The sequence below is a fragment of the Rappaport israeli genome (assembly GCF_001888055.1).
Taxonomy (GTDB): domain Bacteria; phylum Pseudomonadota; class Gammaproteobacteria; order Cardiobacteriales; family Cardiobacteriaceae; genus Rappaport; species Rappaport israeli.
The window spans coordinates 1-24086 of record NZ_LXHZ01000016.1; the positions used below are offsets into that span (position 1 = coordinate 1).

30 protein-coding genes and 4 pseudogenes are annotated in these 24086 nt (G+C 49.1%); 5 read left to right on the top strand and 29 right to left on the bottom strand.

Annotation, left to right across the window (positions count from 1 at the left end; translation table 11 throughout):
- The 3 genes and pseudogenes from rsxC to rsxA form a co-directional block, all read right to left on the bottom strand.
- Positions 1-1545 (bottom strand): electron transport complex subunit RsxC (rsxC, locus tag A5N84_RS03595; RefSeq protein WP_143324815.1); only part of this gene is annotated, 1545 nt, incomplete at its 3' end.
- A gap of 60 nt (positions 1546-1605) precedes the next feature.
- Positions 1606-2174 (bottom strand): annotated as a pseudogene (rsxB, locus tag A5N84_RS03600) (electron transport complex subunit RsxB).
- On the bottom strand, positions 2171-2749 hold the full coding sequence (rsxA, locus tag A5N84_RS03605) for an electron transport complex subunit RsxA (protein WP_072281307.1): 579 nt from the start codon (positions 2747-2749) through the stop codon (positions 2171-2173). Before rsxA ends, rsxB begins: the two are co-directional and overlap by 4 nt.
- Positions 2750-2876: 127 nt before the next feature.
- Here rsxA and A5N84_RS10550 point away from each other — a divergent pair, with 127 nt between their 5' ends.
- The 4 genes from A5N84_RS10550 to A5N84_RS03615 all read left to right on the top strand — a co-directional run bounded on the left by A5N84_RS10550 (position 2877) and on the right by A5N84_RS03615 (position 4591).
- Positions 2877-3068 (top strand): hypothetical protein, encoded by a 192-nt coding sequence (locus tag A5N84_RS10550; RefSeq protein ID WP_198923762.1) that lies wholly within the window; start codon positions 2877-2879, stop codon positions 3066-3068.
- A gap of 12 nt (positions 3069-3080) precedes the next feature.
- The gene (locus A5N84_RS10555) at positions 3081-3776 is read left to right on the top strand and encodes a M20/M25/M40 family metallo-hydrolase (RefSeq protein WP_198923763.1); all 696 of its coding nucleotides are present in this window, start codon (positions 3081-3083) and stop codon (positions 3774-3776) included.
- Positions 3776-4084: a M20/M25/M40 family metallo-hydrolase gene (locus A5N84_RS10560; protein ID WP_198923764.1), complete on the top strand. Its 309-nt coding sequence runs from the start codon at positions 3776-3778 to the stop codon at positions 4082-4084. Before A5N84_RS10555 ends, A5N84_RS10560 begins: the two co-directional genes overlap by 1 nt.
- A 78-nt stretch (positions 4085-4162) precedes the next feature.
- Positions 4163-4591, top strand: a complete 429-nt coding sequence (locus tag A5N84_RS03615) for a YkvA family protein (RefSeq protein WP_072281382.1) — start codon at positions 4163-4165, stop codon at positions 4589-4591.
- 67 nt (positions 4592-4658) lie between these two features.
- On the opposite strand, the gene ilvD is transcribed toward A5N84_RS03615, so the two are convergent.
- Complete coding sequence (ilvD, locus tag A5N84_RS03620) at positions 4659-6500, bottom strand: dihydroxy-acid dehydratase (protein WP_072281308.1); 1842 nt, start codon at positions 6498-6500, stop codon at positions 4659-4661.
- A 165-nt stretch (positions 6501-6665) separates the two neighbouring features.
- Here ilvD and grxB point away from each other — a divergent pair, with 165 nt between their 5' ends.
- A complete protein-coding gene (gene grxB, locus A5N84_RS03625) occupies positions 6666-7325 on the top strand; it encodes a glutaredoxin 2 (protein WP_233119907.1) in 660 nt (219 codons plus the stop codon).
- A gap of 62 nt (positions 7326-7387) precedes the next feature.
- On the opposite strand, the gene A5N84_RS13025 is transcribed toward grxB, so the two are convergent.
- The 25 genes and pseudogenes from A5N84_RS13025 to A5N84_RS03730 all read right to left on the bottom strand — a co-directional run bounded on the left by A5N84_RS13025 (position 7388) and on the right by A5N84_RS03730 (position 24020).
- Positions 7388-7687: a hypothetical protein gene (locus A5N84_RS13025; protein WP_332882136.1), complete on the bottom strand. Its 300-nt coding sequence runs from the start codon at positions 7685-7687 to the stop codon at positions 7388-7390.
- Complete coding sequence (gene manA, locus A5N84_RS03630) at positions 7617-8573, bottom strand: mannose-6-phosphate isomerase, class I (RefSeq protein WP_233119908.1); 957 nt, start codon at positions 8571-8573, stop codon at positions 7617-7619. Before manA ends, A5N84_RS13025 begins: the two co-directional genes overlap by 71 nt.
- On the bottom strand, positions 8570-9061 hold the full coding sequence (locus tag A5N84_RS03635; RefSeq protein WP_072281384.1) for a DUF986 family protein: 492 nt from the start codon (positions 9059-9061) through the stop codon (positions 8570-8572). Before A5N84_RS03635 ends, manA begins: the two co-directional genes overlap by 4 nt.
- Before the next feature lie 47 nt (positions 9062-9108).
- Positions 9109-9977, bottom strand: a pseudogene (locus tag A5N84_RS03640) (PTS mannose transporter subunit IID).
- 10 nt (positions 9978-9987) lie between these two features.
- Positions 9988-10791: a PTS mannose/fructose/sorbose transporter subunit IIC gene (locus A5N84_RS03645; protein WP_072281309.1), complete on the bottom strand. Its 804-nt coding sequence runs from the start codon at positions 10789-10791 to the stop codon at positions 9988-9990.
- A gap of 15 nt (positions 10792-10806) precedes the next feature.
- A complete protein-coding gene (manX, locus tag A5N84_RS03650) occupies positions 10807-11859 on the bottom strand; it encodes a PTS mannose transporter subunit IIAB (RefSeq protein WP_072281310.1) in 1053 nt (350 codons plus the stop codon).
- A 105-nt stretch (positions 11860-11964) separates the two neighbouring features.
- Entirely contained in the window at positions 11965-12411 is a 447-nt protein-coding gene (locus tag A5N84_RS11540; protein WP_233119909.1) for a Gfo/Idh/MocA family oxidoreductase, read from the bottom strand.
- A pseudogene (locus A5N84_RS13320) lies at positions 12398-13003 on the bottom strand (Gfo/Idh/MocA family oxidoreductase); the annotation flags it as partial. The pseudogene A5N84_RS13320 and the gene A5N84_RS11540, both read right to left, overlap by 14 nt.
- Before the next feature lie 9 nt (positions 13004-13012).
- Positions 13013-13372, bottom strand: coding sequence for an arsenate reductase family protein (locus A5N84_RS03660; RefSeq protein ID WP_072281311.1), 360 nt, complete (start codon positions 13370-13372; stop codon positions 13013-13015).
- Positions 13373-13376: 4 nt separating this feature from the next.
- Complete coding sequence (orn, locus tag A5N84_RS03665; RefSeq protein WP_072281312.1) at positions 13377-13922, bottom strand: oligoribonuclease; 546 nt, start codon at positions 13920-13922, stop codon at positions 13377-13379.
- 14 nt (positions 13923-13936) lie between these two features.
- Positions 13937-14308 carry a PilZ domain-containing protein gene (locus A5N84_RS03670; protein ID WP_072281313.1) on the bottom strand — a complete coding sequence of 124 codons (372 nt, stop codon included), beginning with the start codon at positions 14306-14308 and terminating at the stop codon, positions 13937-13939.
- Positions 14305-14451: a hypothetical protein gene (locus A5N84_RS10225; protein WP_158008637.1), complete on the bottom strand. Its 147-nt coding sequence runs from the start codon at positions 14449-14451 to the stop codon at positions 14305-14307. Before A5N84_RS10225 ends, A5N84_RS03670 begins: the two co-directional genes overlap by 4 nt.
- A 394-nt stretch (positions 14452-14845) precedes the next feature.
- On the bottom strand, positions 14846-15247 hold the full coding sequence (locus A5N84_RS03675; RefSeq protein ID WP_072281314.1) for a hypothetical protein: 402 nt from the start codon (positions 15245-15247) through the stop codon (positions 14846-14848).
- Positions 15247-15492, bottom strand: a complete 246-nt coding sequence (locus A5N84_RS12510; protein WP_198923765.1) for a dTMP kinase — start codon at positions 15490-15492, stop codon at positions 15247-15249. The genes A5N84_RS03675 and A5N84_RS12510 overlap by 1 nt, the downstream gene beginning before the upstream one ends.
- A gap of 10 nt (positions 15493-15502) precedes the next feature.
- A complete protein-coding gene (tmk, locus tag A5N84_RS12515; protein ID WP_198923766.1) occupies positions 15503-15880 on the bottom strand; it encodes a dTMP kinase in 378 nt (125 codons plus the stop codon).
- The gene (gene mltG / locus A5N84_RS03685; RefSeq protein ID WP_072281315.1) at positions 15877-16911 is read right to left on the bottom strand and encodes an endolytic transglycosylase MltG; all 1035 of its coding nucleotides are present in this window, start codon (positions 16909-16911) and stop codon (positions 15877-15879) included. Before mltG ends, tmk begins: the two co-directional genes overlap by 4 nt.
- A 57-nt stretch (positions 16912-16968) precedes the next feature.
- Positions 16969-18228 carry a beta-ketoacyl-ACP synthase II gene (fabF, locus tag A5N84_RS03690; protein WP_072281316.1) on the bottom strand — a complete coding sequence of 420 codons (1260 nt, stop codon included), beginning with the start codon at positions 18226-18228 and terminating at the stop codon, positions 16969-16971.
- Between the two features lie 63 nt (positions 18229-18291).
- Positions 18292-18528 carry an acyl carrier protein gene (gene acpP, locus A5N84_RS03695; RefSeq protein WP_072281317.1) on the bottom strand — a complete coding sequence of 79 codons (237 nt, stop codon included), beginning with the start codon at positions 18526-18528 and terminating at the stop codon, positions 18292-18294.
- Positions 18529-18614: 86 nt separating this feature from the next.
- Positions 18615-19364 (bottom strand): 3-oxoacyl-ACP reductase FabG, encoded by a 750-nt coding sequence (gene fabG / locus A5N84_RS03700; RefSeq protein ID WP_072281318.1) that lies wholly within the window; start codon positions 19362-19364, stop codon positions 18615-18617.
- The gene (gene fabD / locus A5N84_RS03705) at positions 19361-20317 is read right to left on the bottom strand and encodes an ACP S-malonyltransferase (protein WP_408633830.1); all 957 of its coding nucleotides are present in this window, start codon (positions 20315-20317) and stop codon (positions 19361-19363) included. The genes fabG and fabD overlap by 4 nt, the downstream gene beginning before the upstream one ends.
- 32 nt (positions 20318-20349) lie before the next feature.
- Positions 20350-21318 carry a beta-ketoacyl-ACP synthase III gene (locus A5N84_RS03710; protein WP_072281319.1) on the bottom strand — a complete coding sequence of 323 codons (969 nt, stop codon included), beginning with the start codon at positions 21316-21318 and terminating at the stop codon, positions 20350-20352.
- Positions 21308-22362: pseudogene (gene plsX, locus A5N84_RS13325) on the bottom strand (phosphate acyltransferase PlsX). Before plsX ends, A5N84_RS03710 begins: the two are co-directional and overlap by 11 nt.
- Before the next feature lie 7 nt (positions 22363-22369).
- On the bottom strand, positions 22370-22573 hold the full coding sequence (rpmF, locus tag A5N84_RS03720; protein ID WP_072281320.1) for a 50S ribosomal protein L32: 204 nt from the start codon (positions 22571-22573) through the stop codon (positions 22370-22372).
- A 3-nt stretch (positions 22574-22576) separates the two neighbouring features.
- Positions 22577-23107 carry a YceD family protein gene (locus A5N84_RS03725; RefSeq protein ID WP_233119911.1) on the bottom strand — a complete coding sequence of 177 codons (531 nt, stop codon included), beginning with the start codon at positions 23105-23107 and terminating at the stop codon, positions 22577-22579.
- 166 nt (positions 23108-23273) lie between these two features.
- Positions 23274-24020, bottom strand: coding sequence for a serine hydrolase (locus tag A5N84_RS03730; RefSeq protein WP_233119912.1), 747 nt, complete (start codon positions 24018-24020; stop codon positions 23274-23276).
- Positions 24021-24086: the final 66 nt, after the last annotated feature.

Genomic DNA, 24086 nt, shown 5'->3' on the forward strand with positions numbered 1-24086 from the left:
TGTCGCTTTTGATTTGTTGACGCGCTTGGCGGCGTGCTTGCGCGCGTGCTTTGGCGGCTTCAATGGCTTGTTGTTTGTCGGTGTGTTCGGGGGTTGGTGTGTTGGGGGTGTGTGCTTTTGGGGTTGTTGTGCGGTTTTGGCTTGTAATTGGGCGCGTTTGGCGTCCATGCGGGCTTTGCGTTCGGCTGCTTGACGTTCGAGGCGGGCTTGGCGGGCTTCGTGGCGTGCGCGGGCGATTTCGGCGGCGGTGTCTTTGCGTTTGGCTTGGGCGATTGCGCCTTTGCTGTGGCGATAATATTGTACGAGGGGAATGGAGGAGGGGCAGACGCTGGCGCAAATGCCACATTCGATGCAATCAAAGAGGCGGTATTGTTGGAGGCGCTGGTGTTGTTGGTTGCGACTATACCAATAGAGTTGTTGGGGGAGGAGTTCCATTGGGCAGGCGTCGGCGCATTTGGCGCAACGGATGCAGGGTTGTTCGCTGTTTTGTTCGCTTTGCGCGATGGGGAGGAGGAGGAGGCAGTTGGTGGTTTTTTGTACGCCTGCTTGTAGGTGGTTGAGTTGGTATCCCATCATGGGCCCACCAATGATGAGACGGCTGGGGTGGATTTGTCCGCCAGCGTGGGTGAGTAGGTGGTCGATGGGGGTGCCTAGGCGCGCGCGAAAGACTTGTGGTTGGGCGATGGCTTCACCTGTTACGCTTATATAGCGCTCTATTAAGGGTTGTCCGCAGGCTATGGCGTCATAAATGGCTTTGATGGTGGCGCTGTTGTGGCAGATGATGCCGTAGTCGCTGGCGTGCGCATGGTTGGGGATGCGGAGGTTTAAAAGAAGTTCGATGAGTTGGCGTTGGTTGCCTGAGGGGTATTTGGTTGGCAGGCTGTGGATTTCAAGATGGGGGAGGTTGAGGGTTTGTGCGCTTTGTTGTAGGGCTTTGAGGGCTTGGGGTTTGTCGTCTTCAATGCCAATGAGAATGCGTTGTGCGCCGATGATATGGGCGCTGATTTGTGCTCCTTGTAAGATGGCGTGGCTGTGTTCGCGGATTTGTAGGTCGTCGCAGGTGATGTAGGGTTCGCATTCGGCGGCGTTGATGAGTAGGGTGGGGCTTGGATGGCTGAGTTTGCGTGCGGTGGGAAAGCCTGCGCCGCCTAGCCCAACAATGCCACATTGTTGAATGCGGGTGAGGAGGGTTTCGGGGGTGTGTTGGCGGTAGTCGAGGGCTTGGAGGGGGGGGAGGCTGTGGTCGTTGCCATCAGCTTGAATGTGGATATGTAGGGCAGGTTGGTTGGAGGGGTGGGGGTCGCTATGAGGGGAAATAGCGGTGATGATGCCTGAGGTGGGGGCGTGGTTTGGGGTGGCGTAGGGGTTGGTGGGTTGGCTTATGGGTTGGTTTTTAAGGACTTGGTTGCCAACTTTTACGGTGGGGATTTGGCTGTTGCCGTCGCTTTGGCGTAGGCTGATGGTGTAGGTGTTGGCAAGTGGGGGGGCGCTACTGGGTTGTTGGGGTGGACATGGTTTTGTGCGCAGGCAGGTGAAGTCCACCATGAAAGCTGGTGTGGGGGTTGAGGCGTTGGTTGAGCCAGTTGAGTAGGGACATGGGTTAACCTATGGCGTTTTGGGGTGGCGATGAAGAAGTGGTTGGTTGGGGTCGGGTTTGTCCCAAATCCATGGATTGAGGTGGTTGGGGGCAGGTTGCATGATAATGCAATCTACAGGGCAGGGGCGACGCAGAGTTCGCAACCAGTGCATTCTTTGCTGATAACGGTGTGCATTTTTTGTGTGCTGCCTAGGATGGCATCTACTGGGCAGGCTTTGATGCAACGCGTGCAACCAATGCACCATTCTTCGATGATAAAGGCTACTTGCTGGGGTTTTTCTTCGCCGTGGCTGGTGTTGAGGGGTTTGGGTTCTACGCCTAGCAGTTCGGCTAGTTTTTCTACGCCTTCTTGCCCACCAGGGGGGCAGCAGTTGATGTCGGCTTCTTGGTTGGCAATGGCTTGGGCGTAGGGTTTGCATCCTGCAAATCCGCATTGTCCGCATTGGGTTTGGGGGAGGATGGCGTCGATTTTTTCTACCAGTGGGTCGTCGTCGGTTTTAAAGCGTTGCGCAAAATAACCTAATAGTGCACCACATAGGGCAATGAGGGCAATAAGGAGAATAAGCGCGGTTATCATGAGAGCCATCCGCTAAAGCCTGTGAATGCCATGGCGAGGATGGCGGCGGTGATGAGTGCGATGGGGGTGCCTTGAAAGGGTTTGGGGATATCGGCAGCTTCGAGGCGTTCGCGCATGGCGGCAAATATAACGAGGACTAGGGTGAATCCTAGCGCTGCACCAAGTCCGTAAAGGGCGGATTGGATAAGATTATGTTGATGATTGCTATTTAAAAGGGCGACGCCTAAAACAGCGCAATTGGTTGTGATGAGGGGGAGATACATGCCAAGGAGGCGGTGTAGAAGTGGGCTGGTTTTGGCAATAAATAATTCTGTGAGTCCTACTAAAACGGCGATGGCGACAATAAAGCTAATGGTGCGAAGATAGGGGATGTTAAAAGGGATTAGGAGGTAGGTGTCGAGTAGATAGGCGCTGACGGAGGCGAGTGTGAGGACAAAGGCGGTGGCAAATCCCATGCCGAGGGCGGTGTCGATTTTGCGTGAAACGCCCATAAAGGGGCATAGCCCTAAGAATTGACTTAGGACAAAATTATTAACCAATACGGTGGCAAATAAGATGCTGATGTAGGTTTGCAAGGTTGCCTCAGATGATTTTATTTTTAGGACGCTAAGCGTTTTGAAGGCGTTATTTTATCGTAAATGAATGGGGATTTGGGGATTTGCTTTGTGTGTTGTTTGTAGGTTTTTGCAAGGGTGGGGTAGAATGTGGGTTTGTTGTTTATTGTTGGAGGCGGTGATGGTGAATTTTGATGAGTTGGCGGTGATGGCGGAGGTGGAGGAGATTTGGCGCGTTTGGTGGGCTTTGCGTCGGTCTCTGGAGTGGATAATGAGGATTTGGTGGGCTGGATTGAGCAGTTTTTGCAGGCGCTGGGGTGTGGTGTGTACGTTTGGATGATTGTGGGGGCGGATGAGTTTGTTGGCGCGTGTGGGGGAGGCGGGCGAGGGTGGGGTGGTGTTGTCGGGTCATTTGGATGTGGTGCCTGTGGCGGGGCAGCCGTGGTCGCGTGAGCCGTTTGTGATGTGGCAGGAGGGGGGGCGGTTTTTTGGGCGGGGGGTGTGTGATATGAAGGGCTTTGTGGCGTGTGTGTTGGCGTTGGTGCGGGTGTGGCAGATGGGGGGGTTGCGTTGTCCTGTATATTTGGCGTTTACGCGCGATGAGGAGGTGGGGTGTTTGGGAGCGCCTGCGATGGCGAAGGCGTTGGCAGAGTTGTGTGGGGTGGGGCGGCGTCCTGTGGTGGTGGTGGGAGAGCCAACGCGGATGAATGTGGTGGTGGCGCAAAAGGGGATTACAAATTTTCGCACGTCGGTTCGAGGGGTGGCTGGGCATTCGAGTTTGATTGGGCTTGGGGTGAGTTCGGCGGTGCATGTGGCGTCGCATTTGGTAGTGGGGCTTGAGGCGTTGATGTGGGGGTTGCGCGATGAGGGGAAGGTGGAAGTAGGGTTTGATGTGAATTTTTCGACGTTACACGTGGGGAAAATAGCTGGAGGGGAGGCGGTGAATATTCAGGCGCAGGGGTGTTGGTTTGATTGGGAGCTGCGCCATTTGCCATCGGTGGGGTTAGAAGCGGTGCTTTTGCAGGTGGAGGCGCTGGAGCTCAGTTGATGCGCCGTTTTGAGGGGGTGGTGATTGAGCGTGAGGCTTTGATTGAGACGGTGCCAGCGTTGGCTAATCAGGATAATGCGAGGGTGTTGGCGGTGGTTGGTCGGCAGTTGGATGTGAGAGAGGAGGTTGGGGTGGCTTATGCAACGGAGGCAGGGACGTTTCAGCGTTTTGGGTTTGAGACGGTGATTGTCGGCCCTGGGGATATTGCGCAGGCGCATCAGGCAGATGAGTGGATTGAACGTGAGCAGTTGGTGGCGTGTGTGCGGTTTTTGCAGGGTTTGGTGGCGGATTGTTGCGGGGGGATTTAAGAATATTTGGAGGATGTTTTTTGTGGTTTTGCTTGGTATGATGGCGGTTTTTATTGGTGTTTATTGGGAGGGATGAAGATGTTTTTTAATCGTAAGAAAATTAAGGAGGCGGATTTGGCGCAGCGGTTGAAAGAGGGGACTGCGCGGGTGCGTGATGTGGATATTGAGGGGTTGTTGCAACGAGAGCGAGAACTTGAGGATAAATTCTTGGCAAATACGGCGCTGGGGGAGTTGTTGTTTCAGGCTAGGCGGTTGTTGGCGTTGGTGAAAGCGTATTGGCGCGGGGAGTATCGCGCGGTGCCTCGTTATACGATTGCGGCGGTGGTGGCGGCGTTTTTGTATGTGTTGACGCCGTTGGATTTGTTGCCTGATTTTATTCCTTTTGTCGGACTTTTGGATGATGCGCTGATGTTGTCGTTGTGTTTGCGCTGGGTGGGCAATGATTTGCAGGCGTTTGAGGATTGGCGGTTATCGCGTGGGGATTGGATTGAGGGAGAGTCGCGTTAGGTTTTGCTGTTTTCTACTCTAGAAATTCTAAGAAAAAGACCGTCTTGCGACGGTCTTTTTTGTGGGGTTAGAGTTTGCTGAGGTCTCTTACCGCGCCTTTGTCGGCACTGGTGGCGAAGTGTCCGTAGATTTTCAATGCGGTGGATACTTTGCGCGGCCGCGGCGCGGCGGGTTGCCAGCCTTTGGCGTCTTGTGCGCTACGGCGCGCCGCCATTTCTTCTTCGCTGATGTCCAAACGGATGCTGCGCTCGGGAATGTTGATGTGAATGGTGTCGCCGTCGCGTACCAAGCCGATGGCGCCGCCTGCTGCGGCTTCGGGTGAGGCATGCCCGATGGAGAGTCCGCTGGTGCCGCCCGAGAAACGTCCGTCGGTCAGCAGGGCGCAGTCTTTGCCTAGGCCCATGGATTTCAGATAGCTAGTCGGGTAGAGCATTTCCTGCATGCCCGGCCCGCCGCGCGGTCCTTCGTAGCGGATAATGACGACATCGCCGGCTTTGACTTTGCGTTTTAAGATGCCTTGCACGGCATCGTCTTGGCTTTCAAAAACAATAGCTTTGCCGCTAAAGCGGTGGATGCTTTCGTCCACGCCGGCGGTTTTGACCACGCAGCCGTTTTCGGCGATATTGCCGTAGAGCACTGCCAGTCCGCCTTCTTGGGAATAGGCGTGTTCGATGCTGCGGATGCAGCCTTGCGCGCGGTCGTCATCGACGCTGTCGTAGCGGCAGTCCTGCGAGAAGGCGGTTTGTGAGCGCAGCCCCGCCGGTCCTGCTTTATAAAATTCGATTACTTCCGCATCAGGTTGGTTTTTCAAATCATAATGCGCAATGGCTTCGCCTAGGCTGCAGCTGTGTACGGTCGGCAAATCGGCATGAATCAGACCAGCGCGGTTAAGTTCGGCAAGAATGTTCATGATGCCGCCGGCGCGATGTACGTCTTCGATATGGTAGTCCGGCACATTGGGTGCGACTTTGCACAGTTGCGGAATTTTGCGCGACAGGGCGTCAATATCTTGCATAGTATAAGGCACTTGCGCTTCTTGCGCGGCGGCGAGTAAATGCAAAATGGTATTGGTGGAGCCGCCCATGGCGATGTCGAGAGTCATCGCGTTTTGGAAGGCTTCGTATGTGGCGATGCTGCGCGGCAGGATGCTCTCGTCGCCTTCATCATAATAGCGTTTGCAGAGGGCGACGATTTGGCGTGCCGCTTGTAAGAACAATTGCTTGCGATCGGCGTGGGTGGCGAGTACCGTACCGTTTCCGGGCAGGGATAAGCCCATGGCTTCGGTGAGGCAGTTCATGGAATTGGCGGTAAACATGCCCGAGCAGGAGCCGCAGGTCGGGCAGGCGTTTTTCTCGAATTCGTCCACGACCGCATCATCGGCATTGGGATCGGCGGCATAAACCATGGCATCGACCAGATCGAGTTTATGTTCGGATAATTTGGTTTTGCCGGCTTCCATCGGTCCGCCGGAGACGAAAATAGTGGGAATATTTAAGCGCATCGCCGCCATCAGCATACCGGGGGTGATTTTGTCGCAGTTGGAAATGCAGACCATGGCGTCGGCGCAATGCGCATTGACCATATATTCCACGCTGTCGGCGATAATGTCGCGGCTAGGTAGGGAATACAGCATGCCGTCATGCCCCATGGCGATGCCGTCATCTACGGCGATGGTATTGAATTCTTTTGCTACCGCGCCCGCCGCCTCAATTTCTTTGGCAACCAGTTGTCCCATGTCTTTCAAATGCACATGACCGGGGACGAATTGGGTAAAGCTATTGACCACGGCAATAATCGGCTTTTTAAAATCCGCATCCGTCATGCCGGTGGCGCGCCATAGAGCGCGCGCACCCGCCATATTGCGTCCGGCGGTGGAAGTTTTTGAGCGGTATTGGATTGGGTTTGCCATGAATGCCTCGTGTATTTATAGGGGAATGTCCTTGCCTAAAAGTATTTATGGAATTTGTTTTTTCGGACTTTTGGGTTTGGCTGATGGGCAATTGTAAGCAATTCATTTTCAAGCGTAAAGATAAATGCGTTATGATGGCTTGGAATTGAACAATGGAGAACTAAGATGTCTGAAAATTCTGTGATGACTTTATACACTTATGAGCATTGCCCTTATTGTTTGCGGGCGCGTGTGGCGCTTGGGCTTTTGGGGGTGGACTATGAGCATGTGGTGTTGTTAAACGATGATGAAAAAACGCCTAAGGATTTGATTGGGAAGAAGATAGTGCCAATTTTGCGTCGCGCAGATGGTGAGGTGATGGGGGAGAGTTTGGATATTGTGGATTATGTGGAGGATTATGCGACTAAGCATTTGCAGGCTGCTCCTTTGGTGCGTCCTGCGCGTGAGGCGGTGTTGCAATGGATTGAGCGGGTGAGTGAATATGCTAATTATTTGGTGATGCCTCGGGTGGTGCAGTTGGATTTGCCTGAGTTTTCTACTTCTTCTGCGCGACAATATTTTACGGATAAAAAAAGTGCGCTAATTGGTGATTTTTCTGAAAATTTGACCAATAGTGCAGGGTATGTGGCGCGTTTGAATGAGGATTTGCAGGCGCTTGAGCCGATGATTGGGGAGAGTGAGGGCTTGGAGGTGTGTTTGTTGTTCCCTGTGTTGCGTAATTTTACGGTGGTGAAGGGGGTGCAATGGCCGCAGGCTGTGCGTGAGTATGTTGAGTGTGTGGCTGAAAAAACGGATATTGCGTTGTTTTTTAATGAGGCAATGTAGGTTTTAATGCTTGTTTTAAAAGCGCACTTTTAGGGTGCGCTTTTTTATGCGCGCAGGATGGTTTAGGTGGGGGTTGGGTTGCTGGCGATGATGAGATGGGCATTGTTGGGGCTTTGTAGGGTTAGGGGGGTATTGGCGCTAATAAAGGCGGCTTGTCCTTTCTCAAGGGTGAGGGTGTGCTGTTGGTGGTGGATGTGTGCGCTGCCGCTTAGTGTTAGGAGGATGCTGGCTTCGTGAGCGTGATGTGGGCTTGGGGTGGGGGTGAGGCGCTGGCTGTGTAGGGTGTAGTCGTTAATGGGGCTGGGTAGTTGTGTGGGGTGGTTTGGTGGTTGTTGGGGGCAGGGAGAATGTTGGGGGGTGATGGGGGTGGGGGTCGAGGATGCGTAGGAGTTCGTCTATGTCGATGTGTTTTGGGGTGAGTCCTGCACGTAGGACGTTATTGGAGGCTGCCATGATTTCGACGTTTTGTCCGCTGAGGTAGGCGTGAGGGAGTTGGGCGCGTTGGTAGATGCCTTGCTCGGGATTGAGTTGGACGATGTTAAAGAGGTAGAAGCAAAGCAGTCCAGCATCGAGGTGGTCGGGGTCAATGTTCATGGTGTTTAGGGTGTGATGGAGCCAGTAGTCGGGATTGGTGCTGCGTTGTTGGAGTGGGGGTTGGTCGAGAAGAGGATACAGCCATTGGGCAAGGGTAGATTGGTCGGCGTAAAGAATGTTTTGGTAGGTGGTGGCTAGTCCGTATTGTGTGAGGCTTTGCGCGATGCTATGAAGGCTTGGGCGGGTGTGTAGGGTTTGTTGGATTTGTGAAAGTGGCGCGAAGCCGTGCAGTAGCCAGAAGTCGCTTAGCGCAATCATGGATTCGGGTTTGTGGTTGTTATCTGGGTAGTTGCGTTTGGTATCAGGGAGGTTTTGTTGTTGTTCTTTGATATATCCTTGCTGGGCTTGTGTCTTATTGGGATGGAGTTGGATGGAAAGGGGGCGGGCAACGTCGAGTATTTTTAGAAGGTAGGGGAGGCGGTTGCCAAAATGTTGTCGGGAGGCTTTGCTAAGCGCCTGTGGGTTGTTTTTAAGCCACTGGTTGAGCGGATAATCGCCTTGGGGTGTGTGTAGGGTGGCTGGGGCTTGTGGATGATCGCCATACCAAAGTTCGGCTTTGGGTTGGTTGGTTGTTGGTTGTTTGAGGAGTTGGGCGATGTAGTGTGTGCCGCCCCATGCATAGGTTTGGAGGCTAGGCGTGAGGGAATAAATCATGATTGCTCCTGAGTTGGGATGAGATGTTTTAGGGCTTCTTCGCCTGTAAAAAAGGCGGCGGCTTTTTCAAGGTCATCAATATGGGCTATGGGTAGAATCAGATTAAGCCCTGTGTCTAGCGTTAGGAGAAGTACGCCATCTTCTGAAAGGCGCATGGCTTGTATTTGTGGGTAGCGGTAGTAGCGTCCGCCTGCGGTGAAGCCGTGTTGTTTGAGTCGCCAGCGTGGGTAGCGTAATCCTTGATACAACACTAGCGCTAATAAAAGTATGAGTGCAATGAGGGTGGGTTTGTCTTGGCTGTGGGTGAATTCGTAGCTTAATGCAGAGAGAAGAATTAAGGAAAAAAATAAACTATCTACAAGGCGTCGTCTTAGGCGGACGCTTACGAGTGTTTTGCCGTGTCTGTTGGCTTGTATGGGTCCGTCGTAGAGTAGGAATAGGCTGTAGCCAAGTACGAGAATAAAAAGGATAAAAGGTGTGAGTGACATGGTAAAAGATAAAAAGAGGCGCACTTTATTCAGTGCGCCTAGATAGATTAGGCTAAGAAGCGGAAGTGATAGCCAAGGATGCCAATGCCAAAGATGGCGAATATGAGCCAAAGAGGATTGACGTTTTGCGCAAAAGATACATGCACAGGAAGGTTAATCCTAAGGCTGGCAGTCCTGGCATGAGGCTATCTAAAACGCTTTGCACGGTGCTTACTTGGGTTTCACCGAGTTGGTTGGTAACGCTGGAAAGTACAAAGGGGATGTTTATACTCGTCCATTTGTTGACCAAAGCGCCCATGATAAAGAGTCCAAGAATTGAGGCGGCTTCGGTAACTTTTTGTAAGATACCGCCTCCCATATCAGAGACGATTTCAAGGCCTTTGCTGTAGCCGTATTTAATGCCCCAATAGCGCACGATTAGGCGTAAGGCATTAAAGAGGACGAAAAATAAGATAGGGCCTAAAATGCTACCAGTTTGGGCAATTCCTGCCCCTAATGCGGCAAAGACTGGACGCGCGGTTCCCCAAAAAATCGGGTCACCTACGCCTGCAAGTGGCCCCATTAGTCCAACTTTTACACCATTAATGGCTGCATCATCAATAGGTGCACCATTGGCGCGCTCTTCTTCCATGGCAAGGTTTACACCAAGAATAGGAGCGGTCATAAAAGGCTGGGTGTTGTAAAACTCTAGATGGCGTTTGATGGCATCTTTGCGCTCTTGGCTGTTTTCTGGGTAGAGGCGGCGAATGGCTGGGACAATGCCAAAGGCGTAGCCTAGTCCTTGCATGCGCTCGAAGTTCCATGACCCTTGCAGGAAATTAGAGCGCCAAAAGCAGGCGTTAATATCAGATTTGCTAAGGCGAATTTTATTGCCTTGATTGGTGGTGTGGTCTAGATTTTGTGTTTGGTTATTCATGGCTTTTTCCTTAATCAAGTTGGTCGTCTAGGTCGTTATTGCTTGTAGTAGCTACGGGAGCGCCTAGGCTTTGTTTGTGATATTTGGGGTGCATTTGAATGTAGAAATAAGCAAGTGCTACGCCTAATACCCCTAGAGCAACGAGGTTGAAGTTGGTAAATGCGGCGACGACAAAACCTACAAAGAAGAACATCATTAAATGCCGAGCGCGCATCATGTTAATAACCATGGCGTAACCTACGACAACAATCATGCCTCCTGCAACATTTAATCCGCCTGTAACAACATCAGGAATGCTGTCTAAGAGTTGGCGCACAGTGTCTGTGCCAACAGTATAAGCAACGATTACTGCTGGGATGGCAATACGCATGGCTTGTAAAATTAGGGCGCTTAAATGTAAGAAGGTGATGCTGGAGAGGTTTCCACTGCTAACGGCTTTATCTGCGGCATGTTGAAAACCGATGGTTAGAGTACGAACAAGAATGGTTAACACTTGTCCAGCAGCGGCTAAAGGAATAGCAAGCGCGATGCCTGAACTAATATCTTGTCCACCAGCAATCACTAAGATTGTTGAGATGATTGAGGCAAGTGCGGCATCTGGTGCAAGGGCTGCGCCGATGTTCATCCAGCCTAGGGCAATCATTTCTAATAAGCCACCAACCATGATGCCTGTGGTCATATCGCCTAAAACCAATCCTGTGAGGGTACAGGCAATGAGTGGGCGGTGGGTTTGACCTTCATCCAGAATCGAGCCTGCGCCAACAATTGAGCCGACAATGAAGATTAAAAATAGTTGTATGATTGATAATTCCATTTTTATACTCCTTTTTTATTTATAATATTTATCAGCGATAAGCTGAAGAACTGGGACTTTGCGGTCAGAGGCGACTTTGCGAACTTCAAGTTCTATTCCGTGTTTGTCAAGTTCTTTAAAGGCTTCTATGTCTTTGTCGTTGACAGATACGGAAGTATCTAGCATTGTGCGCCCTTCTCTATAGGCCATACCGCCGATATTGATAGACTGAATCGGTACGCCACGGCGTACGAGTTCGAGTGCATCACTTGGATTGGTAAAAAGTAGCATGACTCTATCGTTGGCATACTGTGGGTTATTATAAACGCGCATCATTTTATCAATGCCGACAACGTGGGCGCTTACACCAGAGGGAACAGCTTGTTTGAGCATGGTAGTGCGGGCGGTGTCTTTAACGACGTCATCATTGACGATGATAATGCGGTTAACGCCTGTTTCTTTTGTCCAGCGGGTAGCAACTTGTCCGTGGATGAGGCGGTCGTCAATACGCCAAAGTCCAAAGCTCATATGTGGACCTTCTTTGACTTTTTCTGAGGCTTCTTGACGTAATTTGGCAATGTCTGCACTGACGGCGGGGGCGCTATCTTGCTCAGAGGATTGTGCAGGAGTTGAATGCGCTGGTTGTGCAGGCGCTACTTGTGCATTGCTTTGCTTTTCTGGTGTGCTTTGTAGCGCTGTTTTAAGTGCTTTGATGCCGTCTTTTCCTTCGTTGATGGCTAGTTGAACTAGGGCGCTGAGGTCGTCTTGGTCATCGCGTTCAAGTAGTAATGAAACAAGCATGGGAACGTTGACGCCAGTGATGACTTCGGTTTTGTCTTGTGCGTTTGCAACGGTATTGGCGGCGTTAAAGGGTGTGCCACCCCATAAATCTACGACGATGAGCAAGCCACGTTCAAGATTTAACTTCTGGGTGGCTTGGCGCATTTTTTCTGCTAGGGTTTCGCCATTTTCTCCCGGCATAAAGTCGAGGCAATGGACGTTGTCTTGTTTGCCAATAATCATTTCGGCGGTGGTTAGTAGTGCTTGGGCTGCGTTGCCGTGTGTTACGATTAAAACTGCAATACTCATGGTTCTCCTTGTGTTTTTGTTGGTATTCATGGCGTGTTGCGCTTCTAAAAAGCGCGCTCATCATACGCTGTTTGGCGTTAAAAACCTAACAGATATTTTATTATTTTATGAAGGCGTTAGCGATAATCGGCGTTGTTGTTTGGCGCTTTCAATGGCAAGGGTTAAAACGCGCATGACGTTTAGGGCTTCTTCTGGGGGAATGAGTAGGGGTTGTTGTGCGTTGATAGCGGCGGCGAGGTTTTGGTAGTAGCTTAAAAATTGTCCGCGTTCGCTTGGGATAATGTGGGCTTGTCCGTCTTCGGTGTAGAGGTGTCCGTAGTGTTCGGGGGGTTCGTGTCCAAACTGGGGATGATGGGGGGAGAGTCCGTCTTTGAGTTGGGTTTCTTGTGGGTCGAGATGGTGTTTTTGATAGTGGGCATGTGCGCCTTCTATATGAAAGCGTAGGGTGGGGGCGATGTGGTAGGGGGGAGGTGTGCAGGAGAATGTGGCGGTTTGGATAGTGGAGTTGCACGTGGGCGTAGTCGGTGATTGGGCTGTTAGGACGTAGGGCATAAAAGCTGGCGTCTACAGCTTCAGGGAGTCCAAATAGGCAGAGCGCTTGGTCTATAAGATGTGGTCCTAGGTCGTACCAAATACCGCCGCCTGTTTGATTTTGTTCGCGCCAACGTGGGCGGACGTGGGGGCGGTGGCGATTCCAATGGGATTGAAAGCTGTAGATTTCCTCAAAAACATTGTCGTGGATGAGTTTTTTTAGAGTAAGAAAATCACTGTCTAACCGTCGGTTGTGAAAAACGCTTAGTAGGCGGTTGTGATGTTGGCTAAGTTCGATGAGGTGTTGGGCTTCTTCGAGGGTGAGGGTCATGGGTTTTTCAATAACGATGTGTTTGTCTGCTTTGAGGCAGAGTTTGCTTAGGGGGTAATGATGGTGATTGGGGGTGGTGTTGATGACGAGGTGGGCGTTGCTATGGGTGAGCATTTGTTCAACGCTGGGGTAGCGTTTGGCGTGGGGATGGGCGCTGAGGTTGAGGTTGGTTTGGCTGCTGACGATGGCTGTTAGGCGGTATTGCTCAGGTAGTGCGGTGATAAGGGGGAGGTGGAAGGTTTGAGCGGACATGCCGTATCCGATAATGGCGACGTTTATCATGTGAATTCTCTAAGTGTTTTGAGTGAGGGTGTGGAGTATAGGGATAAGGATTTCGGGCGTTCTGGCAATTATGACTTGTGTGGGGGTGTCTAGGATAGGGCGCTGGAGAAGTTTGGGGTGTTGATGGAGGAGGGTGAGTAGTTCATGTTCGCTTGGATTTTTGGGGCAATAGGTATTGTAGTCGGGGTCGTTGGTGCGGATAAAATCTTTAAGTGAATGCTCACTGCGCGAGATGAGATTTTGTAGGGTTTCGATGCTTGGGGGATGGCTTTGGTAGTCGATGAGTTTTGGAGTGAGTTTGGCTTGTTGTAGGAGCGCTAGGGCTTGGCGCGATTTAGAACAATGGGGGTTGTAGTAAAGTTTGAGCATGGCTTTAAATGGTTTTCGGGAGAAAGAGGTGCTGGCGGTAGTATTGGAGTTCGGCGATGGAGTCGCGGATGTCGTCTAGGGCGAGGTGGTGGCTGTTTTTTTGATAGTTGAGATGTGGATACCAGCGTTTGGCGAGTTCTTTTAAGGTGGAGACGTCGAGGTTTCGATAGTGGAAGTAGGCTTCAAGTTCTGGCATAAGGCGCGCCATAAAACGGCGGTCTTGGCAGATGCTGTTACCGCACATGGGGGAGGCTTGTGCGGGGACGTGTTGTTTGAGAAATTCTAGGGTTTTTTGCTCAGCGCTTTGGGTGCTTTCTTGGCTTTGGCGTACGCGCTGGAGTAGTCCAGATTGTCCATGTTGGCGTTGATTCCATTCATCTAGGTTTTCTAGGATATCTGGGCTTTGATAGATGGCGAGTACGGGTCCTTCAGCGATGAGGTTGAGCTGGGCGTCGGTTACAAGGGTGGCAATTTCGATTATATGGTCGTTTGTGCTGTCTAGTCCTGTCATTTCAAGGTCTATCCAGATGAGGTTGTGGGTATTTGACATGGTGAATATGCTGGTTAGAGGGTGGCGGTGGGGAGTCCTGTGCTGAGGTGTTTTCCTAGTCCGTTTTCAATGGTTTCGCGGATTTTTTCAACTTCTTTGCCGCGTAGTTGAATGCCTACACCTGGGGTGCGTTTGCCGATGGGTTTTTGTGGGTTAAGCCAAACAATACGTCCAGATATGGCAAATTTTCCAAGTTCTTCAGGAAGTTGTAGAAATACGAAGACTTCTTGTTCAAGCGTATATTCTTCACTAGTGGCATAAAATAAACCACAACCTTCAATAAAGGGCATGTAGCTTTGATAGAGCGCGCGGGTGTCGTCAAAGTTTAGGCGGATGACGCCTTTTTTGAGTTTGGATTGAGCGCTGGGTTTGGCGGTATCGCTCATGGGGTTAGTCTCCGTGTTTTATGGGTGTTTAATAAGATGCTTTTGACGCTAAGTTGGAGGTTGAGCGCTTGATGCTCGGGGCGTCTTAGGGTGCTTAGGGTAGCATAAAGGGTGTGTAAGGTGTTGAGATTTAGTTGTTGCAATAAGGCTGTGAGGTTGGGGCTATCATGAGGGGCGGGAAGGGGGTGTTGGTAGTGAAGGCTTTGGATGATGTGTTGAATTTGTGCGCTGATGTAATCTAAAAGTAAGGTGGGGGTAGATTGTCTAGGTATTGGAGGTAGTGGGGGTGTTGTTTGGGGTTGATGAGAAATTGTAGGCAGGCGTGTAGGCTTTCTTCTAGGAGAGGTGGGGCGTCGTTGGTTAGCGCTAGGTAGGGGTTGTTGTTGTGGGTGTGTAGGCGGTTTTTTGCTTGTTCGGGGGTGAGGTAATGTTGTTGTGTGAGGTAATCCAGTGCTTGTTGATAGCTGGGATTGTCTAGGGTGAAGAGTTGGCTACGGCTTAATAGTGTGGGCAGGACGGCGCGTCGGCTGGCGGCGCTTAGGAGGAAGTGGCTGTGGGTGGGGGGTCTTCGAGGGTTTTTAAGAGGGCGTTTAGGGCGCTTGGGTGATATTGGTCAATATTGCCTAGATAAATGGCGTGGCGAGGGGCGATGAGGGGGGTGGTGTACAGTTTTTGAAGGAGATGGCGGATTTGGTCGATGCTGTTGGGTTGGTCGTAGTAGTGGCTATCGGGATGGGTGTGTTGGCTGTTGAGATGGCAGGATTGGCAGTGTCCGCAAGGGGGATTTGAATTAAGGCAGAGTTGGTAGGTTGTCCAAAGATGAGCGAGGGCATGGGCATTGTGGCGCTGGGAGTCGATGAGGATTTTACAGCCTTCTGGGGTGTGGATGAGCGATTGGTAGGTGGGATTGTTGGGGCTAATCCATGGCGGGGTGTGCATTATAGGAGGCTCTCGAGGTGGGGTTCGATTTGGGCGAAAACTTGTTCGATGCTGGTGTTGGCGTCGATGTAGATGGCGTCTGTGGTGCGCTGGCGGTGTTGGTAACCATGATGAACGCGTTGAAAAAATTGGGGGGGTTCTTGTTCGATACGGTCGCTAGGGCGGTTACGTTGGTTTAAGCGCTGGTAGGCAAGGGTGGGGTCTAGATGAAATAAAAAGCGTTTATCTGCTTGAAAGCTTCCCATGATGGCGGTTTCAAATTGGGCAATAAGCTGGGGGGTCGAGTTGGCGTCCGTAGCCTTGATAGGCATAGGTGGCATCATTAAAGCGGTCGCAGATAACCCATTTTCCTTGTATAAGCGCTGGCCAGATGATTTGTGTGAGGTGTTGGCGTCTGGCGGTGAGTAGTAAAAGGAGTTCGGCTAGAGGGTCGATGGGGGTGGTTTGGGTGAGTAGGAGGGTGCGTAGTTGTTCGCCTAAGGGGCTGCCGCCTGGCTCTCGAGTGAGGAGGTAGGGGAGGTGGTGCTGTTTTAGCCACTGCTCAATCTGATGAATTTGGGTGGATTTTCCTGTGCCTTCGCTACCGTCTAGGGTGATGAAGCGTCCGCTGTAGTGTTTGGGTGGGGTGTTCATGGTTGGGTGCGCTGTTGTTGGCGATAGTGGGCGACGGCTTTTTGGTGTTCTTTGTAGGTGCGGGAGAAGGTGTGTCCGCCTTCGCCATTGGCAACAAAATATAAGCTGTCGCTGTCATCAGGATGTAGCGCGGCGTGTAGGGATGCTTTGCTTGGTAAGGCGATGGGAGTAGGCGGAAGTCCATGACGGGTATAGGTGTTATAAGGGGTATCGGTGGTGAGCTGGGTTTTGGTTAGGCTGCCTGTATAGTCTTGGGCACCATAGATAACGCTGGGGTCGGTTTGTAGGCGCATGTTTTTTTGTAGGCGACGGATAAATACGCCTGCAATTTGTGTTCGTTCGCTGGCAAGGGCGGTTTCTTTTTCGATAAGAGAGGCGAGGATTAGGGCGTCATAAGAAGTATTGAGCGGGAGGTTGTCGGCTTTGTGTTGCCAAGCATCCTTTAGCGCGGTTTGCATGGCTGTGTGCATGCGTTTTAAGAGGTCAATATCACGGTCGTTAATGGAAAAATGATAGGTATCGGGTAAAAACCAACCTTCTAATGCGCCATCAATATTAAGGCTGTTGGCGATGGTTTGGTTTGGGTTTTGCTCTTGAATAAGGGTGTGCTGAATGTAGGGGTGGGCATTGATGGTCTCAAGCATTTGGGCGAAGGTGTGCCCTTCAATGATGGTGAGAGTGTTTACAATAACATCACCCTGAGTCATTTTATCTAGCAAATCAAGTGGGGTAATTTGGGGGTCGAGGCTATAATCGCCTGCTTGAATTTTTGGGGCAAGATGATTGAGTTTGGCGTAAAGCAATATAGGCCATTGGTTAGAAATCTGTCCATGTTGTTGGAGGCGTTGGGTAATGTGGCGTAGGGTATCCCCACGTTTAACGCTTAAGATATTTTCTAAAGGTGAGCTGTTTTTTTGGTGTGTGATGGGGGTGTTTAGAGTTTGTTGATATTGCCAATAGGCAAGCGCGCCTACAAGAGTAGCGCTTATGAGAATAAATAAAAACAAACGTAAAACTATGCGACCAAGCATAACACTTCCTTTTGGACAATTAATCGGCGCATACGATGGGGTAAATGCTATGGCGTGCTATATTTTTTTGAAAATAAGGCTACCATTGGTGCCACCAAAACCGAAAGAGTTTGATAGGGCAATATTAATAGATTTTTCTTGCGCGATATTAGGAACAAAATTTAAATTAAATTCGTTATCGGGATTGTCGTGATTAATGGTTGGTGGGGCAATGCCATCACGTAAAGCGAGTAAGGTGAAGATGGCTTCTAAACCACCAGCTGCTCCTAAAGCGTGTCCTGTCATGGATTTGGTACTACTGACGGCAAGATTTTTATGATTTGTAAAGGTTTGTTGTAAGGCTCTGGCCTCTGCGCTATCCCCTGCTGGAGTGGAGGTGCCGTGGGCATTGATGTAATCAACTTCTTCGGGATTAATACCAGCGTCTTTAAGCGCATTTTTCATGCAACGTGCTGCGCCTGTGCCATTTTCTAGTGGTGCGGTCATGTGATAGGCATCAGCACTCATGCCAATACCAATAATTTCGCCATAGATTTTGGCATTGCGTGCTTTGGCATGTGCTAGGGTTTCTAATACAACAACCCCTGCGCCATCAGCAAGCACAAAGCCATCACGGTCTTTATCCCAAGGGCGAGAAGCCGCTTCGGGGTTATCATTACGCGTTGAGAGTGCTTTGGCTGCGGCAAATCCTGCAATTCCCATAGGATTACCTGCCATTTCCGCGCCACCTGCAATCATGACATCACAATCGCCCATTTGAATCATGCGCGTGGCTTGTGCGATAGAATGCGTAGCGCTAGCGCAGGCAGTGGTGGTGGCAAGGTTAGGGCCTTGCAGACCGTAGCGAATGGATAAGTTACCAGAAATCATATTGATGATATTTTTTGGCACATAAAAAGGAGAAACGCGCTTTGCGCCTTTTTCCAGAAAATCTTTATAGCCTTCTAGCATGCCGGGTAAGCCGCCAATGCCTGAGCCGATAATAACCCCTGTGCGCTCGGCTAGTGGACTATCTTGGCTAAAATCCAACCCACTGTCAGTAATCGCATCGATTGCAGCAGCGATGCCGTAATGGATAAATAAATCCATTTTGCGTGCTTCTTTTGGATTGAAATAGTTGTTTAATTCAAATCCTTGAACGCTACCACGAAATTTTACCGGCAAATCACTTACATCGTAATCTTGAATGGGGGTGATGCCACTACGTCCATTGATAACATTGTCCCATGCTTGGCTAATACTTGAACCAACAGGACTGACAATACCCATTCCCGTAACGACAATACGGGGAAATTCTTTAAGCTGAGTTGTTTGCATGATACTAGGCTTTAGGTAATAAAAAGCCACAGCAATTTTTACTGTGGCTTTTGGGGATTAGTGTTAAGCGTTAGCGTTGACGTAATCAATAGCTGATTGCACCGTAGTGATTTTTTCAGCGTCTTCGTCAGGAATTTCGCAGTCAAATTCTTTTTCTAAAGACATAACAAGCTCAACTAAATCAAGTGAATCAGCACCGAGGTCATCTATAAAATGCGCTTCGGGGATAACTTGTGCTTCGTCAACGCTTAATTGTTCAGCGATTACTTTAACAACACGTTGTTCAATTGAATTACTCATGGTTTTAAATTTCCTTAGTTAGGTTTAAAAAAGTGATTGTAAAAGGTTTATGCGTTAAATACCAGTGCAAAGTATTAACGCATGGTTTAAAACATGCTCATGCCACCATTAACATGTAGGGTTTCGCCAGTGATGTAGCGCGCTTGGGCAAGAAAGACAACTGCTTGGGCAATATCTTCTGGTTTACCTAAGCTTTGCATGGGAATTTGTTCTAAAAAAGATTTTTTTTGCGCTTCAGGAAGATTGTCAGTCATATCAGTATCAATAAAACCAGGGGCAACGACGTTTACACTAATTCCGCGTGAGCCTACTTCGCGCGCCAAAGATTTAGAAAAGCCAATCAGACCTGCTTTGGCAGCAGAATAGTTGGTTTGACCAGCGTTTCCTGTTAATCCAACAATAGAGGCGATATTGATAATGCGCCCATAACGTGCTTTCATCATATCGCGAATCGCTGTTTTGCAAAGATGAAAAATACTTGTTAAGTTGGTTTGGATGACGTTATCCCATTGCTCAGACTTCATACGCATGAGCAAATTGTCTTCGGTAATGCCCGCGTTATTGACTAAAATGCTCACCGCCCCATAGGTTTGTTTAATGGTATCTAAAACTTGTTCAATGGCTTGAGTGTCAGTAACATTTAGCACCATGCCACTGCCTTTGTAGTTCTGTTCACTTAAGTAATGACTAATATTTTTAGCCCCCTGTTCGCTAGTTGCCGTGCCAATTACGGTAGCGCCTTGCTCGGCAAAGGCAGTTAAAATGGCTTTACCAATGCCACGGCTTGCGCCAGTAACTAAAACGATTTGTGTGGCTAGAGTATCCTCTTGGTTCATGTTCTCTCCAAATGCTGGTCTAAGAAAGATTCAATGGCTTTTAAGTCATTGGGTTGATTAAAAGGAAGATTGGTTAATTCAGGATGAATGCGTTTGTTAAGACCGCTCAATACTTTATTAGGCCCTAGTTCGATACAAAGTTTTACACCTTCTAATACAATATGTTCAACACAGCTAACCCATTGCACAGGTTGGTAGAGTTGTGTTCCAAGTGCACTGATGATGCCTTCTTTGGTTGTACGGGTTTTGGCATCAACGTTGTGAATAACGGGTGTTTTGAGCGGTAATTGCCAATCAACTTTTTCAAGATAAAGCCCAAATTTTGCAGCTGCTGGGCGCATCAGTGCACAATGGGAGGGAACGCTTACGGGTAATTCAATTGCACGTTTAGCGCCAAGCTCTTTGGCAAGCGTTATGGCTTCTTGCACGGCTTGTTTTTCGCCTGCGATAACGACTTGTCCTGGGGCATTAAAGTTTGCTGCTGAGACTGTGTCTGAGATATCACTGCAAAGATGAATTACTTGTTCATCTTCTAACCCCAAGATAGCAGCCATTGCGCCTTTGCCATATTCTACTGCTTCCTGCATCAATTCACCGCGATGGCGGGTGAGCGTAATGGCCTCATTAAAGCTCATCGCTTCTGCTATGCGCAGGGCGCTATACTCTCCTAGAGAGTGTCCGAGTAAAAAGGCGGGTTGGATTTCAGGGAATTCTTGCGTTAAAACGTCATGGCAGGCTTGGCTGGCAGCGAGCAAAATAGGTTGAGTATTGGCGGTTTGGTCGAGTTGTCCTGTGCTGTTATCTGTAACATATGACCAAAGATTAACGCCTAAAATATCAGAGGCTTGCTCAAAGCGCTGTTTTACAATGGGGTAGGCTTGAGCAAGTTCGCTAAGCATAGACTCGCTTTGGGAGCCTTGTCCTGGAAACATAAATGCAATCGACATAATCATTCCTTATGGTTGATTGAAAAACTTGAATTGTTTTAATAAGTGATGATGCTACCACCCCAAGTAAAACCACCGCCAAAAGCTTCTAAAATAAGGTTATCACCACGCTTAATTATTTTATTTTTAATGGCGTAGTCTAATGCCAATGGGACAGAGGCTGCGGAGGTGTTGGCGTGTTTATTTACTGTAACAATGACTTTTTCCATTGGTAATTTTAGATGCTCAGCCGTTGATTTGATAATGCGTAAATTTGCCTGATGCGGCACAAGGAAATCAATGTCTTCGATGCTAATTTGACAGCTTTCAAGCAGTTCATTAACAAGATTAGCAAGCGTGCGCACAGCAACTTTAAAGACTTCGCGCCCTTGCATATGAATATGGGGTGAGCGAGTTTGGCGTTGGCAGGCAGGGGAGCCAATGCCATTTGGAATCCAGAGAAGTTCTTTTTGTTCGCCATCAGCGTGTAAGACTGAGCCGTGAATGCCAGGGGTAGAGGAAGCCTCTAAAATACAAGCGCCTGCACCATCGCCAAATAAAATGGCCGTGCCACGGTCTGACCAATCTAACACATTAGAAAATAATTCTGCACCAACGACTAAAACACGTTTAGCCTGTTTGGCGCGAATAAAATTATCTGCAATGTTTAGAGCATAAACAAAGCCAGAACAAACTGCCTGAATATCAAAAGCAGCAATATTGCGACACCCTAGGCGGTGTTGTAGTTGGGAGGCATTGGAGGGGAAATGGTGTTCGGCAGTAGAGGTGGCAACAATTATTAAATCTAGTTCTCGCGCATTTAAGTTAGCACTTTCAAGCGCATCTAAAGCAGCAAGATAGGCAAGATCGGTACTGCTTTGGTCTTTCGCGGCAATATGACGTTGCTCAATACCTGTGCGAGTTCGAATCCATTCATCAGAGGTGTCAAAATACTGGGTAAGGTCTTGATTGGTGAGTATTTTTTCTGGAAGGTAAGCACCAGTTGCGAGGATTTTGCTAAAGGTCATGGTGGGGGTTTTCCTTCTGTGCTTCTTCATGCTGAATAGATTCAAGAGCATGGCGAATATGAGTCAGTACGCCATTTTTACTTTCTAAATGCGCAATTTTAATGGCATTGGCAAAAGCCACAGGATCAGCATTGCCATGGCTTTTAATGACGATGCCTTGTAACCCTAAAAGACTTGCACCGTTGTAACGTCTAGGGTCAATGCGGTTTTTAAGTCTTTTTAAAATTGGATAGGCTAGTAGTGCGATGAGCTTTGTTACGAGATTGCGTTTAAATTCATATTCGGTGTGAAACTGAATAAACTTGGCAATGCCTTCAATGGATTTTAAGGCGATATTGCCTACAAATCCATCACAGACAACAACATCTAAATTTTGGCGTAAGAAAATATCATTGCCTTCAACAAAGCCAATATAATTTAGGGCACTTTGCTCAAGCAGTTTGCTGGTTTCTTTAATAAGTTCACTACCTTTAATCTCTTCCTCGCCAACATTGAGCAATCCAACTTGTGGATTTGGATTGCCATCAACTGCCTTGCTCACTTCCGAGCCCATGATGGCAAATTGCAATAATTGAGTAGGTTTGGAATCGATATTAGCGCCAAGGTCTAGCCAATGCACATGCCTGTTTTACTGGGTACGGTCGCGCAGATAGCAGGGCGCGCGATGCCCGGGAGCATTTTTAAGATATAGCGAGAGGTGGCCATTAAAGCGCCAGTATTGCCAGCACTTACCACAGCATCCGCTTTACCTTCTTTAACCAATTCAATCGCTCGCCACATAGAAGAATCGTTTTTATGGCGTAAGACGCTGGAGGGAGGTTCGTCCATGCCAACGATTTGCGAGGCATGATGTAGGTTAACGCGGCTTTGGTCTAGGTCGGCAAACAATCTATGGGCAGAGATTTCCTCATGTTTGCCAACTAAGATAAACGTTAAATTAGGGTTTTGCTTAAGGGCTAAAGCCGCGGCACCAAGAGTTGTGTCTAAACCAATATCACCGCCCATTGCATCAATTGCAATGGTTGGTGTTGTTCTAGCGCACATCGCAATTTTATTCTTCGTCTTCGAAATTTTCGACTTCTACAGCGCGAACAATTGCTTGTTTGCCACGATAAAAGCCTTCTTTAGTAACGTGATGGCGTAAATGGCGCTCACCTGTTTGGCTGTCTGTGGATAAGGTGACGAGACTTAGTGAATCGTGTGCGCGACGCATTCCACGTTTTGAGGGGGTTTTACGGCTTTTTTGAACGGCCATGGCTTACTCCTTAGAATTTAATAGTTTTTTCAAGTCTGCAAAAGGTTGTTGGGTGTTTTCAATGCGCTCATCGCGTATTGGGGTTTGCACCACAACGTCCTCAAGCGGTAAGTTACAGTTTTCATGCTTGGCAATCATTGGCATGCTCAGCAAGAGTTCTTCTTCAATAAACCAAGAAAGTTCAATTTCTTCTTGGTCACAAATTAATGTCTCACTGCCATCTAACACTTTCTCCTCTAGGCGCTCATGAGCGATGAGGACATAATCAAAATTAGTCTTTAGAGGGTAGCGCATCGGTTCTAAACAACGCTGACATTGTAGATGTAGCGTTGCGTCAATTTGTCCGCTTAGGCGGGGTTGTTGACGAGAATCGATGTTGCCTTCTAGGCAAAATTCGATTGTATCTTCTTTGGCTAACCACTGTTGCAATTGTTTGGTTTGCATGGCGTTTAGCTCACCTTGGAGGGTTTCGCGGTGTTTGCAAAAAGCCCAAGGGTCAATGTGTTTTGGTAGTGATTTCACAGGATGGCGCATAATACTCTCATGTTTGGGGGCTGTCAAAAATAACGTGCCTAGCTTAAAGCGTAAGCGCGGGCAAAATGCAGATAGACTAAATCTGATATCTCGCGAATGATATTACTGCGTTGGGTAATCCATTGGCTGTAGCTTTTAGTTTTGTGTTGTTTTTCGATGATGGCGGTTAGGGTGTAGGCGACAATGCCACGTGGCTTTGAATTTCAATAATGCCGATATTACCGCACAACATGCTGGTTGAGCCAGTTTTATCATAAATGATGGCAGTTTTGGGGACGAATTGGGTATTAGCGCGGATGCGGTCGTGGTTGGGAATGCTCATTAGGGTTTTGAGGAAGTTGGCGCCAGCGAGTTGGTTATGCCAAAGGGCGTGGAGGAATCGTTCGTAATCGCTGGCACTGGCGCGGTTTTTGTAGGTGCGTCCTTGCGCGGGAATGTATTCTACAATTTGGATGTCGTGAAAGATTTGGGGGGCGTGTTTTTTGAGTATCCATTGCACGCCTTGTGGACCGCCTAGGCGTTTGATGAGGCGGTTAGTGAAGTCGTTGTTGCTGTGGACAATCATTTCGCGCATTTCACTAGTGATTTTGTTATCTAGTGGATAGAGGGTGGGGTCTTTGTAGTGGTGGGCGAATAGGTAGGCTTGGATAATAAGCGGTTTGACCATGCTGGCGGCTTGCAGTGGTTGGTGTTCGTTAATGGAGACGAGTTTTTGATTGCTGTTGAGGTCGGTTACTGCCCATGCGGTGCGTTCGTCGGCGCTTATGCGTTGTTGTTGGCGCATGGTTTGGATGGTGGTGTTTAGGTGATGTTCGAGGGTGGTTTGCGCGCGCGCATGGGCACTAAGTGGGAGGAGTGCGCTAAGCGCGAGGGTGGCGCTTTGTTTTAATAGATGTCGACGGCTGTGGTTCATAGGGTGTGTTTATTGTGTTTATAGGGTTAAATGGGCGGTATTTTAACAAGTTATCTTTTTTTGTTG

Bases quoted from the DNA above. Each gene is read 5' to 3' on its own strand.
- A5N84_RS10550 (WP_198923762.1), top strand. From the start codon at position 2,877: ATGTGGGTTTGTTGTTTATTGTTGGAGGCGGTGATGGTGAATTTTGAT.
- A5N84_RS10560 (WP_198923764.1), top strand. From the start codon at position 3,776: ATGCGCCGTTTTGAGGGGGTGGTGATTGAGCGTGAGGCTTTGATTGAG.
- fabF (WP_072281316.1), bottom strand. From the start codon at position 18,228: ATGCAAACAACTCAGCTTAAAGAATTTCCCCGTATTGTCGTTACGGGA.
- A5N84_RS12510 (WP_198923765.1), bottom strand. From the start codon at position 15,492: ATGGGAAGCTTTCAAGCAGATAAACGCTTTTTATTTCATCTAGACCCC.
- A5N84_RS03660 (WP_072281311.1), bottom strand. From the start codon at position 13,372: ATGCTCAAACTTTACTACAACCCCCATTGTTCTAAATCGCGCCAAGCC.
- A5N84_RS03710 (WP_072281319.1), bottom strand. From the start codon at position 21,318: ATGACCTTTAGCAAAATCCTCGCAACTGGTGCTTACCTTCCAGAAAAA.
- A5N84_RS03635 (WP_072281384.1), bottom strand. From the start codon at position 9,061: ATGTCACTCACACCTTTTATCCTTTTTATTCTCGTACTTGGCTACAGC.
- manA (WP_233119908.1), bottom strand. From the start codon at position 8,573: ATGATTTATTCCCTCACGCCTAGCCTCCAAACCTATGCATGGGGCGGC.
- A5N84_RS03675 (WP_072281314.1), bottom strand. From the start codon at position 15,247: ATGCACACCCCGCCATGGATTAGCCCCAACAATCCCACCTACCAATCG.
- fabG (WP_072281318.1), bottom strand. From the start codon at position 19,364: ATGAACCAAGAGGATACTCTAGCCACACAAATCGTTTTAGTTACTGGC.
- ilvD (WP_072281308.1), bottom strand. From the start codon at position 6,500: ATGGCAAACCCAATCCAATACCGCTCAAAAACTTCCACCGCCGGACGC.
- A5N84_RS10555 (WP_198923763.1), top strand. From the start codon at position 3,081: ATGAGTTTGTTGGCGCGTGTGGGGGAGGCGGGCGAGGGTGGGGTGGTG.
- grxB (WP_233119907.1), top strand. From the start codon at position 6,666: ATGTCTGAAAATTCTGTGATGACTTTATACACTTATGAGCATTGCCCT.
- A5N84_RS03615 (WP_072281382.1), top strand. From the start codon at position 4,163: ATGTTTTTTAATCGTAAGAAAATTAAGGAGGCGGATTTGGCGCAGCGG.
- orn (WP_072281312.1), bottom strand. From the start codon at position 13,922: ATGTCAAATACCCACAACCTCATCTGGATAGACCTTGAAATGACAGGA.
- mltG (WP_072281315.1), bottom strand. From the start codon at position 16,911: ATGCTTGGTCGCATAGTTTTACGTTTGTTTTTATTTATTCTCATAAGC.
- fabD (WP_408633830.1), bottom strand. From the start codon at position 20,317: ATGATTATGTCGATTGCATTTATGTTTCCAGGACAAGGCTCCCAAAGC.
- A5N84_RS03725 (WP_233119911.1), bottom strand. From the start codon at position 23,107: ATGCGCCATCCTGTGAAATCACTACCAAAACACATTGACCCTTGGGCT.
- acpP (WP_072281317.1), bottom strand. From the start codon at position 18,528: ATGAGTAATTCAATTGAACAACGTGTTGTTAAAGTAATCGCTGAACAA.
- rpmF (WP_072281320.1), bottom strand. From the start codon at position 22,573: ATGGCCGTTCAAAAAAGCCGTAAAACCCCCTCAAAACGTGGAATGCGT.
- A5N84_RS03670 (WP_072281313.1), bottom strand. From the start codon at position 14,308: ATGAGCGATACCGCCAAACCCAGCGCTCAATCCAAACTCAAAAAAGGC.
- A5N84_RS03645 (WP_072281309.1), bottom strand. From the start codon at position 10,791: ATGGAATTATCAATCATACAACTATTTTTAATCTTCATTGTCGGCTCA.
- A5N84_RS11540 (WP_233119909.1), bottom strand. From the start codon at position 12,411: ATGCCCTACGTCCTAACAGCCCAATCACCGACTACGCCCACGTGCAAC.
- tmk (WP_198923766.1), bottom strand. From the start codon at position 15,880: ATGAACACCCCACCCAAACACTACAGCGGACGCTTCATCACCCTAGAC.
- A5N84_RS03730 (WP_233119912.1), bottom strand. From the start codon at position 24,020: ATGAACCACAGCCGTCGACATCTATTAAAACAAAGCGCCACCCTCGCG.
- manX (WP_072281310.1), bottom strand. From the start codon at position 11,859: ATGAGTATTGCAGTTTTAATCGTAACACACGGCAACGCAGCCCAAGCA.